The organism is Actinophytocola sp. (assembly GCF_049647105.1).
Taxonomy (GTDB): Bacteria; Actinomycetota; Actinomycetes; order Mycobacteriales; family Pseudonocardiaceae; genus Actinophytocola.
Genome location: NZ_JBARWZ010000266.1, coordinates 1 through 13,084, shown reverse-complemented (window position 1 = coordinate 13,084; position 13,084 = coordinate 1). Strand labels below are relative to the sequence as shown.

Annotated in this window: 12 protein-coding genes; 4 read left to right on the top strand and 8 right to left on the bottom strand. The window is 69.9% G+C overall.

Annotated features, from left to right (window positions below; genetic code table 11):
- Positions 1–601 (bottom strand): PHP domain-containing protein (locus WBA97_RS31880; RefSeq protein ID WP_424234677.1); only part of this gene is annotated, 601 nt, incomplete at its 3' end.
- Positions 602–720: 119 nt separating this feature from the next.
- Between WBA97_RS31880 and WBA97_RS31875 the strand changes: the two genes are divergently transcribed.
- The gene (locus WBA97_RS31875; protein ID WP_424234676.1) at positions 721–1,659 is read left to right on the top strand and encodes a LysR family transcriptional regulator; all 939 of its coding nucleotides are present in this window, start codon (positions 721–723) and stop codon (positions 1,657–1,659) included.
- 54 nt (positions 1,660–1,713) lie between these two features.
- On the opposite strand, the gene WBA97_RS31870 is transcribed toward WBA97_RS31875, so the two are convergent.
- The 5 genes from WBA97_RS31870 to WBA97_RS31850 form a co-directional block, all read right to left on the bottom strand.
- Complete coding sequence (locus WBA97_RS31870) at positions 1,714–1,980, bottom strand: hypothetical protein (protein WP_424234675.1); 267 nt, start codon at positions 1,978–1,980, stop codon at positions 1,714–1,716.
- A 235-nt stretch (positions 1,981–2,215) separates the two neighbouring features.
- The gene (locus WBA97_RS31865) at positions 2,216–2,539 is read right to left on the bottom strand and encodes a hypothetical protein (RefSeq protein WP_424234674.1); all 324 of its coding nucleotides are present in this window, start codon (positions 2,537–2,539) and stop codon (positions 2,216–2,218) included.
- Positions 2,540–2,548: 9 nt separating this feature from the next.
- Positions 2,549–2,725: a hypothetical protein gene (locus WBA97_RS31860; RefSeq protein WP_424234673.1), complete on the bottom strand. Its 177-nt coding sequence runs from the start codon at positions 2,723–2,725 to the stop codon at positions 2,549–2,551.
- The gene (locus tag WBA97_RS31855; RefSeq protein WP_424234672.1) at positions 2,722–3,138 is read right to left on the bottom strand and encodes a nucleoside deaminase; all 417 of its coding nucleotides are present in this window, start codon (positions 3,136–3,138) and stop codon (positions 2,722–2,724) included. The genes WBA97_RS31860 and WBA97_RS31855 overlap by 4 nt, the downstream gene beginning before the upstream one ends.
- The gene (locus WBA97_RS31850) at positions 3,135–3,980 is read right to left on the bottom strand and encodes an LLM class flavin-dependent oxidoreductase (protein WP_424234671.1); all 846 of its coding nucleotides are present in this window, start codon (positions 3,978–3,980) and stop codon (positions 3,135–3,137) included. Before WBA97_RS31850 ends, WBA97_RS31855 begins: the two co-directional genes overlap by 4 nt.
- Before the next feature lie 93 nt (positions 3,981–4,073).
- On the opposite strand from WBA97_RS31850, the gene WBA97_RS31845 reads away from it, so the two are divergent.
- On the top strand, positions 4,074–4,529 hold the full coding sequence (locus WBA97_RS31845; protein WP_424234670.1) for an Lrp/AsnC family transcriptional regulator: 456 nt from the start codon (positions 4,074–4,076) through the stop codon (positions 4,527–4,529).
- A 13-nt stretch (positions 4,530–4,542) separates the two neighbouring features.
- Here WBA97_RS31845 and WBA97_RS31840 read toward each other — a convergent pair whose 3' ends face one another.
- Positions 4,543–5,703, bottom strand: a complete 1,161-nt coding sequence (locus WBA97_RS31840) for an exo-alpha-sialidase (protein WP_424234669.1) — start codon at positions 5,701–5,703, stop codon at positions 4,543–4,545.
- Between the two features lie 153 nt (positions 5,704–5,856).
- Between WBA97_RS31840 and WBA97_RS31835 the strand changes: the two genes are divergently transcribed.
- The gene (locus WBA97_RS31835) at positions 5,857–6,756 is read left to right on the top strand and encodes a proteasome assembly chaperone family protein (RefSeq protein ID WP_424234668.1); all 900 of its coding nucleotides are present in this window, start codon (positions 5,857–5,859) and stop codon (positions 6,754–6,756) included.
- 50 nt (positions 6,757–6,806) lie between these two features.
- On the opposite strand, the gene WBA97_RS31830 is transcribed toward WBA97_RS31835, so the two are convergent.
- The gene (locus tag WBA97_RS31830) at positions 6,807–12,293 is read right to left on the bottom strand and encodes a biotin carboxylase N-terminal domain-containing protein (protein ID WP_424234667.1); all 5,487 of its coding nucleotides are present in this window, start codon (positions 12,291–12,293) and stop codon (positions 6,807–6,809) included.
- Between the two features lie 376 nt (positions 12,294–12,669).
- Here WBA97_RS31830 and WBA97_RS31825 point away from each other — a divergent pair, with 376 nt between their 5' ends.
- Positions 12,670–13,056, top strand: a complete 387-nt coding sequence (locus tag WBA97_RS31825; RefSeq protein WP_424234666.1) for a nuclear transport factor 2 family protein — start codon at positions 12,670–12,672, stop codon at positions 13,054–13,056.
- Positions 13,057–13,084: the final 28 nt, after the last annotated feature.

Below are 13,084 nucleotides of genomic sequence, written 5' to 3'. Positions count from 1 at the left end.
CACGCACCGAACGCTCGATCGGCAGGCCGTGGTCCATCAGCTCCAGGAAGAAGTTCTCCCGACCGAAGATGTCCCGGTAGTCCGACGCCGCCTGGAACGCCTCCTCGGTCTGCCCCAGCCGTAACCTCGTCTGCACCTCACCCGACGGACACCCCGTCGTCGCGATAATCCCCTCCGCATACTCCGCGATCAACGCACGGTACATCCTCGGCTTGCGGTAGTAACCCTCGATACTCGCCCGAGACGACAACGTGAACAGATTCCGCAGACCCTGCGCGTTACCCGCCAGCATCGTCATGTGGGTATACGCGCCACCACCGGAGACATCGTCACCGCGCTGTCCCGTTTGCCCCCAGGACACCGGCTTCCTCACGAAACGCGACTCCGGGGCGACATAGGCCTCGATGCCGATGACCGGCTTGATCCCGGCCTTGCGCGACTCCTGATAGAACTCGTCCGCGCCGTACATGTTGCCGTGGTCGGTCATGCCGACAGCGGGCATGCCCAGCCGTGCCGCCTCCGCGAACAGCGGCGCGATCTGCGCCGCACCGTCGAGCATCGAGTACTCGGTGTGGACGTGCAGGTGCACGAAGGACCGCATCCCGCCACTCCTGTCGGTTGTACTGTCGGCCGGGCGGGGAGCATTGGACTGGACGGCACAACGGGTCGTCCAACAACCGACACACCCCGACGACCACCGCTGGTTGTGGAAGGAGCAGTGTGGAACTCGATCTCGGCGCCGTCCGGGCGTTCGTCGCCGTGGCGGACGACCGGCACTTCGGCGCGGCCGCGGACCGGCTCGGGCTGTCGCAGCAGGCGATCTCGAAGCGGATCGCCAAGCTGGAGGCGGGCCTCGGCACGACACTGCTCCACCGCTCCCGCGGCGGCACGGTCCTCACCGGTGACGGCGAGGCCTTCCTCCCGCACGCCAGGTCCCTCGTGGCACTCGCCGACCAGGCCGTGGCGGCGGTCGGCAGCCCGGATCGCCCGCTGCGGGTGGACGTGCTCGGCACCCGCCTCGCGCCGACCGAACTGATCCGGCGGTTCCACGAGGCCAACGACGACGTGGAGATCGACATCGTGACCTCGCGCGGCCTGCGGTCCGGCCTGTCCGCGCTCGCGAACGGCACGGTCGACGCCGCGTTCGCACGCGTCACCGGGGTGCTCGACCCGCGGTTCGAGCACCGCCCCGCCTACGCCGAGCCGCACCGCTTCCTCGCGAGCCGCAGGCACCGGCTCGCCGGGCGCCGCCGGATCCGGCTCGCCGAGCTGGCCGGGTCGGTCGCGTGGATGCCCGGCAACGAACCAGGCAGCGAATGGGCGAACCTGTACGCCGAGATGCGCCGCGAGTTCGGCCTCACCATCAATGTCGACGGGCCGGACTTCGGACTGGACCACATGATCGACGAGCTCGCGTCGTCACCGGACCGGTACATGTTCACCGGCGACCGGATGCGCGTGCCGTGGCATCCCGGGACCGTGCAGATCCCGGTCGTCGACCCGACGCCGGTCTACCCGTGGTCGGTGGTGTGGCACCGCCGCAACCGCCACCCCGCGCTGCCTCGGCTCATCGAGCACATCACCACCGAGTACCGGCCGTTCGACCCCGACCGCCAGTGGCTGCCGCTCACCGACCGCCGCGACGGACGTTTCGGGTAGCACGGAGCCCCTCCCGATCGTGCCGAGAGGGGCTCTGCTTCCGTTGCCGGACTCTCATTGGCTTGGCGGAGGTGCCTCACGTCGCTCTTGCAGCAGCCGGGTCTCCAACGTGAACCTGTCGATGTTCCGGCACTGGTCGGCTGACGCTTCGAGCATGTCAGCCACCGACAGCCAGGGACCGTTCCCGCTGGTCATCACATCCAGGCACAGCTCGTCAAGTTGCTGCTTCACCACGAGCAGGTGCGAGATCACGGTGACCTGCTCTGGCGACGGGCCGCTGTATTCGCGTCGGTCCGTCTGCCGTGCGAGGTCGATGAGCATTGCGTCGTAGCTGGCTGGGTTCATGAATCAGCCCGCCGACGCTCAGGGCAAATGCGTAGCGCTCGCCCCGAACGGCCTGCGGGCCGGGAGGTAAGCGACATTCTCAACTCCCCGTGCCGGTGAGGGCACGGATCAACGCTGTCCGCTTGGGTGATCATGTGGAGTTGTCCTCTGTTCGAGCTAAGTGGGCGTTCTCTGTCGTTGGACAGTCCCACTCTGGCAGTACGAAGGTACCTCAGCTCTCGTCCATCGTCACGTCGCGGTACAGCCTGACTACCCGGCGTTGCAGCTGGTGAGCGAGGGTCCACGCTTCCGTGTTCGATCGAGCTTCGAGGCGCTCGATCGAGCCATCATCCAACTCCGCCAGGTAGCCGAGGTGCTCGCCAGTGACCACGTAGTGGTGCCCGCGCGTGATCACTACCGTTGCGCCGGTCTCCAGCTCGTTGATTGCCTGCGTCGACTCCTCGTTCCGCCGAGGGCTGCCGCTGGACCCAATACGATCGCGCAGGGTCTTGAGGATCTCCTCGCGGGTGCCGTAGGCCTTGGACTCATAGCGCATCGTCAGAACCTAGCGCGCGTTCGACTGCGAGGAGCTTGAGGGCGCTCTCTCCGCGTCCACGAGATCCACGCCGAGCTGGTCCGCCGACGCGGCCTCGGCGAGCAGCGCCTCGAACCGGCGGAGCGTCTCCGGCAGGTCGAACAGGCTCGGCGCGGCCTGCACGACCGCGACCCGGCGGGTCGTCACGGGTGATAGCCCTCGATGGGCACGATCGCCTCGTCGTGCAGGTGCGGCCCGTCAGATGGCACCGGCGGGAACCCGCCGAACGCCGTCAGTTCGCCGTACTGGGCGGCCGACAGTGCGAACACCACATCCCCGATCCCGGACCGCGCCAGCGCGCCGGCGCACATGCCGCACGGTTCGCAGCTGGTGTACATGGTGGTCTTCGCCGCCGTGGCGCGGTCCAGGTTCCTGGCCGCCCAGCGGGCCACCTTCAGCTCCGGGTGCAGGGAGATGTCGTCGTCGGTGCGGGTGGTGTTGCGCTCCTCCACCAGCACCGTGCCGTCCGGCCCGGCCAGCAGCGACCCGAACGGCGGGTTGCCGCTCTCCCGTGCCTCCGCCGCCAGTGCGATCGCCCGTCGCAGGAGTTCCGCGTTCACCGGTTTTCCTTTCGTGCCAGGTCTTCTCGTACGGTGGCCAGCATGCGCCAGGCCGCCTCCGGGTGCAGGGTCTCTTCGGGATCGCCCGCGAACGGGTCCAGCACCACGGCCTGTGCCCCGTCCGCGCGCAGCAGGTCGAGGTCGCCGAGGACCTGATCGAGGGTGCCCTCGCCGAGCCGCCGGTCCGCGACGTGCTCGTCGGTGAGCCGCAGCAGGATGCGCGGGGTCAGCGCGGGCACCGGGCGGTCCTCGTCGGCGGCGATCTTCTTCAGCCGTGCCAACGACTCCCGCCAGATCTCCGGCGTCTGCCGCAGCGGGTGCCATGCGTCGCCGAGCCGGACCACACGCCGCAGCGCGCCGTCGCTGTGCCCGCCGACCCAGATCGGGATGTCGCCCGCGCGGTAGTCCGCATCGTCCTGCCAGGCCGCGCGCACAGCCGTGATCAGCTCGTCGGTCAGCGCACCCCTTCGATGGAACGGGACGCCGAGCGCGGCGAACTCCTCGCGGGCCCAGCCGATGCCGACGCCGAGCACGAACCGGCCACCGCTCAGGTCGTTGAGGTTCGCCGCCATCCTGGCGACGAGCAGCGGGTGCCGGTAGGGCGCGATCAGCACGGTCGTGCCCAGCTTCACCCGTTCGGTGACCCCGGCCAGCCACGACAGGGTCGTGAAGGGGTCGTAGAACGGCGCCGGATAGTGCTGCGCCACGTCGCCGGTGATCGCCACATGGTCGGACACCATAAGCAGGTCGAACCCGAGACCTTCCACCGTGCGCGCCCAGTCGCGCAGCACGGCAGGCCGGGTACCGGGCCCGAAGTTGGGGACATTCACTCCGATCAACACATAACCAAGACTAGGTCGGCGAATGCGCTGTTCAAAGGACCTATCCACGGCGTTTGACGGATCGCACCATGGATTCCCCGGTAGATTGGGCACATGACCGAGACCCTGGACGCGACCGACTGGGCCATCCTCGCCGAGCTGCAACAGGACGGCCGCGTCGCACTCGCGGAGCTGGGCCGCCGGGTCAACCTGAGCGCCTCGGCCACGACCGAACGCGTCAAGCGGATGGAGAGCGCCGGGGTCATCACCGGCTACCGCGCCACCGTCGACCTCGACCGGCTTGGCTTCGGCGTGCTCGCGCTGGTGCGCCTCAAGTACCCCGGCAACCAGCACCAGCCACTGCACCGGCTGCTCGCCGAACGCACCGAGATCCTCGAGTGCCTGCGCACCACCGGCGAGGACTGCTACACACTCAAGCTCGCCGCCACGTCGATGGTCCACCTCGAGCAGGTGGTCAACGAGCTGACCGCGTTCGGCAGCACCACGACCAACATCGTCTACTCCGAAACCATGCCCTACCGCGGCATCGGCGGCCGGCCACCGGAGTGACCGGCCGCCCGCCTCAGCTGGCGGGCGGGATCGGGCCGGTCGCGTAGAAGGCGTGGCAGACGCCGTCCACGACGTCGGTCGCGATCTCGAGGACGCTGGTGCCGTCGGTCGACGCGAGCAGCGACGGGCTGAAGTTCATGCACCCGTGGTTGTCCGGCGCGGGCACCTCGACCGGCGCGGGGATCTCGCGCCACGGGCCCTGGCCGTCGTTCTCGTTGACCAGCAGCGTCTTGCCGTTGCCCTCGGCCTTGCTGCCGTCGGCGTTCACCAGCATCTCGGCGGCGAGGATGATCGCGCCGGTCGGGCTGACGGTGATGGTCGGGGTGTGCCGCACCCATTTGCCGTCCTCGGTGCGGACGCTCGTGCCGAGGTCGAGTGGGTCGCCGTAGTCCCAGCCGTCGGCTGAGGTGCGGAAGTAGATGCTGCACATGGGTTCCGCGAGGTTGCAGACCTCGTAGACGAGGAAGTACGTGCCGTCGGCCAGCTTCCGCGCGCCCGCCATGCCGGGGCGGACGAAGAAGTCGGGGTTCTTCACCGTTTCCGTGTAGTCGGTCCAGGTGATGCCGTCGGCTGAGCGCATCCGGACGAGCTTCTGGTCGTGGCTCGGCTTGTCCGACTCGTCGGAGAAGTGCGCGACGAGCTGCCCGTCTGCCGCCACGGAGAAGTCGGGCTCCCACCCGTTGTACTGGTTGGGCGAGGTGTAGATGTCGGACCGGAAGGACCAGGTGCGGCCGAGGTCGCGGCTGATCCACAGGCGCTGCTTGGTGTGGCGCTCGGCCTCGGGGACCTTGTACCCGAACGTGCCCGCCCAGAGCAGCGTGCCCGCCGGCAGGTCACCGACCGGCGACGGCAGCTCGAACAGCGTGCCGCAGCACATGCCCCGGCCGTTCGCCCCGTCCGGGTCGGCGATGCTCCCGACCTGCGCGAACGTGGCGCCGCCGTCGGTGCTCTCCATGATGACGCCCAGCGCGCTGCCGTCGGTCGTGCCGACCGAGGCCAGGACCCGGCCGTTGGCGGGACCGTTGTGCTCGAGCCGGATGACGCGCGGATAGCTCGCGCCGCCCTCGTAGAGCAGTTCCCGCTCCTGGGCGGGTTGAGCGGTCGCGCTCGTCACGCCACCCAGCATCGCCAGGACCGCCAGCCCGGCAAGCAACACCACGCGCCTGTACAGCATCAGATCACACCCCGACCGCAGATCTGTTAGGTACTAACCAACTATGGTCCAAGCACGCCGAAAGTACCAGGGCGTGAGGTTCGGGAATCTCTCACGGCCGTCGGGCGTTGACAGAGGGTAGACCGTGCACATGATCATTGCGGGAGGCACGAGGTGGCGCAGGACCCGGAGGAGCTGTTCGAGGTCGACTCCGACGTCCCGGATCTGAGCGGAGCGGTGCTGCTGCACCACTTCGACGGCTTCATGGATGCCGGTTCGGCAGGCTCGACGCTGGTCGAGCACCTGCTGTCGGCGTCAGAGCACCGCGTGATCGCGCGATTCGACGTCGACGAGCTGATCGACTACCGGGCACGCCGCCCGATGATGACCTACGCCACCGACAGCTGGGAGAGCTACGACGCCCCAGAGCTGGTGGTGCACCTGCTGTACGACGCGATCGGCACCCCGTTCCTGCTGATGACCGGCCCCGAGCCGGACCGCAGGTGGGAGGCGGTCGCGGCCGCGGTGCGCGCGCTGGTCGAGCGGTGGGGCGTCCGGCTCACCGTCGGCTTCCACGGCATCCCGATGGGTGTCCCGCACACCCGCAAGCTCTCGGTGATCTCCCACGCCACCCGGCCCGAGCTGGTCAAGGAGAAGTCCCCGTTCAACCGGGTGCAGGTACCTGGCAACCTCGCGGCGCTGCTGGAGCTGCGTCTTGGCGAAGCCGGCCACGACGCGATGGGCTTCGTCGCCTACGTCCCGCACTACCTGGCACAGGGCACGTACCCGGGTGCCTCGGTCGGCCTGCTGGAGGCGATGACCACGTCCACCGGCCTCACGATCCACCCCGCCGGACTGCAGGAGGCGGCGAACCGGACCAACGCCGAGATCACTCGCCAGGTCGCCGAGTCGGCGGAGGTGGCGCAGGTGGTCGAGGCACTGGAGCGCCAGTACGACGCGTTCACCAGCGCCGAGGAAAACCTGCTGATCGCCGACGGCGAACCAGTCCCGAGCGCAGACGAACTGGGCGACGAGCTGGAGCGCTTCCTGGCCGAACAACAGCGCGACCACTGATCCGCGTGATGCCCTGAGGGGACGTCGTCCCCTCAGGGCATAGCCAACCGTCAGATCTTCATGCCGTGCTCGATGGCCTCGATGATCCGCGGCCGCAGTTCCTCGGCACTGATGATCGCGTCGACGGAACCGACCTCGACCGCACGCTGAATGCTGTGCACGCGATCGAACTCCGCGGCGACCTCGCCCACCTTCTCGGCCCGGACCGAGGCCTGGACCTCGGCGAGCCGCGCGTTCAACACCGCCCGCGGAGCCCCACTGGCCGCCGCGACCTGCGCCTGTAGCTCGGTAACCCGGGAATCCGTCGTGGTCCGGTTGTTCACCTCACCGGAGAACACGACAGCGGCGGCCGGCGCACCTCCCAACACGGAAGCGAAGGATCCCTCCAACGCCAGCACCGTCATGTTCGGGTTGAGTGCCTTGGAGAACACGACGAACGCGCCACCGTGATAACGGGAGATGACGCAGAAGACGATGGGCCCGGAGAAGTTCACGATCGCCCGGCCGATCTCGGCGCCGTACTCCAACTGCAGCTTGCGCATCGACTCCGGCGACCCGTCGAAGCCGGACAGGTTGGCCAGCACCACCAGCGGCCGGTTGCCGGACGCCGAGTTGATGGCCCGCGCGGTCTTCTTGGACGACCGGGGGAACAACGTGCCCGCGGTGTAGGTGTCCGGCCCGTCCGTGGGCGGGAACCCACGCCGAGGCACCGAACGCGACTCGATGCCGATCAGGCACACCGGCCAGCCACCGATGTGCACGTCCTGCACGGCGGAGGTGTCGGCGTCGGCCATGCCCGCCCAGCGTTCCAGCACCGGGTGGTCCTGGTCGGACAGCGCACGCATCACCGTGCGGATGTCGAAGGGCTTCTTGCGGTCCGGGTTGTGTTCGGCCGAGAAGATCTCGCCGACGCTGGCGAAGTCGCTGCCCGCGATGGTGTGCGGGAACGTGGTGACGTCCCGGTTGGCCGGGTCGCTCGTGTTCGCCTTCCTCGGCGTCTGCTCGCCGGGCACGACGTAGGTGTGGTCGTAGTGCGCCATCAGCACTTCCCGCGCGGCGGGCAGGCTGGGCGCCCAGTACTGCGCCTGGCCGTTCGGGCCCATGACGCGGTCGTAGCCGCCGATGCCGAAGTTGTCCTCCGCCGACACGCCGCCGGAGAAGTCCAGCGACTGCTTGCCGGTGAGCACCATCGCCGAGTCCGGTGTCATGACGAGAATGCCCTTGGTGTGCATGAGCATCGTCGCTTCGGCGTTCCAGTACGGCTGGGCGCCGACGGTGATGCCCGCGACCACGATGTTGATCTCGCCGCCGTCCTGGGTGAACTCGACGATCCGCTTGAGCGCGGCCGCGACCCAGTCCATGTTCTCGACGCCCGATGACATCGAGATCTTGGCGCCCGCCGACAGCGCGAACCACTCCAGCGGCACGCCCATCCGCTCGGCAAGGTCGAGACCGGCGATCACCCGCGCGCACTCCGGCTGCGCCAGCGCACCGAGCGCCTTCGTCGGGTCACCGAGCAGCACGACGCGGGTGACACCTTCCGGGACCCGTTCGGTCGGCGTGGAGACGACGCCCGCGACGATCCCCGCCGAGTTCCTGCCCCTGCGCCGGTCCACCGGCACGAGCGCGCCCTCCTCGTCGAGGTCGTGCTCGACGAAGCTGCCGTCCTGGCCTGCGAGCAGGCCGGTCAGCTCGTACGGGTAGACGTTGCCGCGCCGGGCCGCGCGCAGCACCTTCTGGCGGTAGTCGTCGAGCGGCTCGACCGGTTCCGTCGACGGCTCGCCGACGTGCAGGCGCGCGCCGCGCCCCGGGTCGAGGGTGATCCGCACGGCGATCTCGGTCAGCTTGCCCGCCGAGGTGCGCACGCGGACCAGGAACTGGACCTCCTCCAGCCCCGCGCCCGCCGTGGTCGGCTGGATGCGCTGGACCAGCGTGTGGAGCTCGTCGTGGGTCAGCTCGGTCGGCGGCCAGACGTACATCATGATCCGGTTGGTGTCGAACCGCTTGTTCTGCGGCCGCTGCGCCTGGATGTTGCGGATCGAGTCGAGGCACGTGGTGATCGCGTCCTCCAGCGCGGGCAGCGCGACCAGCCTGCCATCCGCCTCCCGCAGCGGTGTCACGTCGCGGACCTGGCCCATCGCGACGAGCCGCTCATCGGCCGGGTTGCTCTTCGCCACGGCCTTGAACAGGTAGATCTCCTCGTCGGCCGATGGCAGCCGGGTGAGGTCGAACTCGCGCAGTCGATGCAGTTGCAGGCGCTGCGCGGTCCTCGGGTGCAGGCCGCGGATCAGCCGGTCCTCCGTGAAGGCCGCACCGTCGCGCCGGAAGGTGAAGTGGTGGTGCATCACCGCGCCGCCGGTGCCCGCGACGGTGATGATGACCTCGTGGAGACTCGCGGGCAGCGGGTGCTCGGCCAGGATCTCGCCGAACCGCACCGCCATCGCGTCCACGTCCGGCTGGCCCTCCCACCTGACGTACAGGTCGGCGACCAGCCCGTGCTCGGCGCGGTCGTCGGCGAACGTGCCGAGCGCGGCGACGGCGCCGGGCAGGGCGGTGATGTCGACGGCGGTGGTGACCAGGGGGGTCACGCCGTCGGAGCCGTTGTGCTCTGCGGTGAGGAACCGGCAGCCCGCGATCTCCCGCACGGTGACCCCGGACAGCCTGCGGTTGCCGTAGTAGCGGCGGGTCAGCACTTCGAGCAGCGGCGCGTGGTCGCGGCCCTGCCGCCCGATCCGCTGGCCGATCAGCCGCACCAGCGGCTGGGCGCCCGCCATCATGGCCTGGATCCGCTCGGCACGGTCCGGCGCGTCCGGGTTGTGGTCCAGGTAGCGCAGCTCGTCGCGCACGGCGGCGTAGACCTTCGCGCGGTTGCGGCGCAGCAGCGGCTGTGCGAACCAGCGGAACACCACACCCCGGGACAGGTCCGACACCGCGGGGAACCGCACCTGCGTGGCCTCGACCAGGCGCTCGAGGGCCAGGCCCGCCCGCTCGCTCAGCGGCTCTAGTGGCGGCGCACCGGTCAGCCACTGCCGCACCAGCTCCGACACGACCGCCACGTTGGTCGACATCCGTTGCTGCGCGAGGAAGATCCGGAAGACCGCGGCCTCGAGCTCCGGGGTGCGGTCGAGGTCGGTGACGCCGTAGTGCCCGAGCACCTGCGTCAGCCTGGTCTGGAACGCCTCGGTGACACCGGCGCGTTCGACGTCGAGGCTCTGCAGGTAGCTGTGGAAGTTCTCGCGCGGGCTGTGCACCGGGCTGCCCGGCTCGACCTCGATCTCGCCGCCCGGCTTGTTGCGGCTGAGCTCCGACAGGTCCGCGAACACCGTCAGCAGGTCGAGCTCGCCCTCCAGCGGCCGCCCGCCCAGCTCGGCACGCGCCGCGAGGTAACCCGTCAGCACCCGCTTCCGGTCGTGCGGGTCGACGTCGAACCCGAGCAGCAGGCTGCGCAGGTCCTGCAGGCAGCGCTCGATCCGCTCGGCGGCCGACACCCCGTCTGGCTCGGCGGGCAGGTCGATCTCGACGCTCGTCTCCGCACCATCGTCGGCGGCCTCCGCGTCGCCGTCGGCGAGCGGCTCGAGGCGCATCAGCGGCGCGCCGGTCTCGACCTGGCTGCCCACCGACACCGGGCACTCGCGGACCCGCGCGCGGAACGGCGCACGCAGCACCGTCTCCATCTTCATGCTTTCCAGCACCAGGATCGGCGCGCCAGCCTCGACCTCGTCACCGGCCGACAGCGGCGTCGCCACCACCAGCGCGGGCGCGGGCGAGCGGACGACGCCGCCCTCGTCGCGGCTGATCCGGTGGGTGATGCCGTCGACCTCGACCAGGTGGGTGGGGCCGTGCGTGGCGGAGATCAGCCGGAAGCGGTGCCCGTTGACCACGATCCGGCCGCTGTGCGCGTCGAACCGCTCGACCTCGACGTCGGCCGGGTGCACGTCCGCGCCACCGGAGACGCCGACGCGGAACCGGTTCTGCCCGGTACGCGCCACGCTCACCCGGTAGCCGACGCCGCGGAGCTTGAGGTCCAGCGGCCTGCCGCTCTCGTGCTGCACCTGCGGGCGCCCGCCGTGCGCGGTGGACAGGAGCCGCTGGACGCTGACCTTCTCCTCGTCCTGGTAGGCCTCGATGGCGGCCGCGGCCAGCGCGATCGCCGAGTGCCGGTGGGTGACGAGGCGGCCTTCCCCGCGCACGCGGTCGATCCAGCCGGTGTCGGCGCTCGCGTCGATCACCTCGGGCTGGTCGAGCAGGTCCAGCACGAAGCTCTTGTTGGTCGCGCCACCCTCGATGATCACGGTGGTCTCGGCCATCGCGCGGCGCAGGCGGCCCAGTGCCTCGTCACGGTCGCGGCCGTAGGCGATGATCTTCGCGATCATCGAGTCGAAGTCGGCGGGGATGGTGTCGCCCTCGCTGACGCCGGTGTCGACGCGGATGCCGGGGCCCGCCGGCAGTGCGAGCCGCGCGATGCGGCCGGGCGACGGGGCGAAGTCGCGGTCCGGGTCCTCCGCGTTGAGCCGCGCCTCGATGGCGTGACCGCTCTCGGCGGGCTGGGGGCCTTCGAGCCTGCCGCCGCCCGCGACGTGCAGCTGCAGTCTGACCAGGTCGGTGCCGGTGGTGATCTCGGTGATCGGGTGCTCGACCTGCAGCCGGGTGTTGACCTCGAGGAAGGCGAACAGCCTCTCACCGGGGTGGTAGAGGAACTCGACGGTGCACGCGCCTCGGTAGCCGACGGCAACGGCGAGCCGCTCGGCCGACGCCTTCAGCTCGGCGGTCTGCTCCGGCGCCAGGACCGGGGACGCGGACTCCTCGATGATCTTCTGGTTGCGCCGCTGCACCGAGCAGTCGCGGACACCCAGCGCCCACGCGGTGCCCTGCCCGTCGGCGATGACCTGGACCTCGACGTGCCGGGCGCCGGTGACCAGGCGCTCGAGGAACACGATGCCGGAGCCGAACGCGCGCAGCGCCTCCTGGCTGGTGCGCTCGTAGGCGTCGGTCAGGTCCTCGGCCGAGGCGACCATCCGGATGCCGCGCCCGCCGCCGCCCGCGGTGGCCTTGAGCATCAGCGGGTAACCGATGGACTCGCCCGCCCGCAGTGCCTCCTCGAGCGTGGCGACCTCGCCTCGGCTCCACGGGGCGACCGGGACGCCGACCTCCTCGGCGATCAGCTTCGCGCCGATCTTGTCGCCGAGCTTGCGCATCGCGTCGGCGCTCGGCCCGACGAACGTGACACCGACCTTCTCGCACAGCTCGGCGAACGCCGGGTCCTCCGCGACGAAGCCCCAGCCGACCCACGCGGCGTCGGCCCCGGTCTCCAGGAGCGCCCGCTCCAGGACGGCGAGGTCGAGGTAGGGCCGCGCCGACGCGGGGCCCAGCGGGTAGGCGATGTCGGCCTCGCGGACGAACGTGGCGGTGCGGTCGGCGTCGGTGTAGAGCGCGACCGTCTCGATCCGCGTCCCGGTTTCGGCCGAAAGGTCCCGGACCGCGTGGATGAGCCGCATCGCGGCCTCTCCACGGTTGACGATGGCGACACGACTGAACACCGGCTGAGCCTCCCAAGTACCCCGCACACAGCAGGCGACGTCCGGGGTCCGGAGCGTCGCCTGCACCTGTCCATACCCTGCTCGGTTACCGCCGGGTACACCGATGTCCTGCGTCGCGCAAGCCGAGGCCGTTGCGTTGTCGGAACCCTACAAAAAGCGAGCCAGGCCACACCTGACCGGGGCCGTTTGACGCAAGGTCTGCGACAAACCGCGACCGTGGAGCGACACCGGGTGCAAGCGGCACACCATCAACGATATCCACCACACCCATGAGCATCGCTCGCGCGACAGTCAGGCGACGATGGTGCCGCTGAAGCCACGGCACTGAAGGATGGCCTCAGTGCGTGAGCGAAGCGTCAGCCAGAAGGAGCACCGCATGACCACCTTCCGAGCGGCCATCGAGGCCAGGGACATGACCGCGGCCGTGGCGATGCTCGCCGACGACGTGGTGTTCCGCAGCCCGGTCGCCCACCGGCCCTACCCCGGCAAGGCGATCACCTCGGCCATCCTCCACGCGGTGGTCGAGGTCTTCGAGGACTTCCGCTACGTGCGCGAGCTCCACGACGGCGCCGACCACGTCCTCATCTTCGAGGCGAAGGTCGAGGGCCTCGACGTCACCGGCTGCGACATCCTCCGCTACGACGAGGACGGCAGGATCGCCGACTTCATGGTGATGGTCCGTCCCCTGCGTGCCGCCGAGGCTCTCGCCCGTCAGATGGGCGCCCGCTTCGAGCAGATCCAGGCCGCCGCGACGGACGGCTGAGTCGACGGCACCCCGGTCAGACCGGGGT

Bases quoted from the DNA above. Each gene is read 5' to 3' on its own strand.
- WBA97_RS31865 (WP_424234674.1), bottom strand. From the start codon at position 2,539: ATGCGCTATGAGTCCAAGGCCTACGGCACCCGCGAGGAGATCCTCAAG.
- WBA97_RS31840 (WP_424234669.1), bottom strand. From the start codon at position 5,703: ATGCTGTACAGGCGCGTGGTGTTGCTTGCCGGGCTGGCGGTCCTGGCG.
- WBA97_RS31870 (WP_424234675.1), bottom strand. From the start codon at position 1,980: ATGCTCATCGACCTCGCACGGCAGACGGACCGACGCGAATACAGCGGC.
- WBA97_RS31845 (WP_424234670.1), top strand. From the start codon at position 4,074: ATGACCGAGACCCTGGACGCGACCGACTGGGCCATCCTCGCCGAGCTG.
- WBA97_RS31825 (WP_424234666.1), top strand. From the start codon at position 12,670: ATGACCACCTTCCGAGCGGCCATCGAGGCCAGGGACATGACCGCGGCC.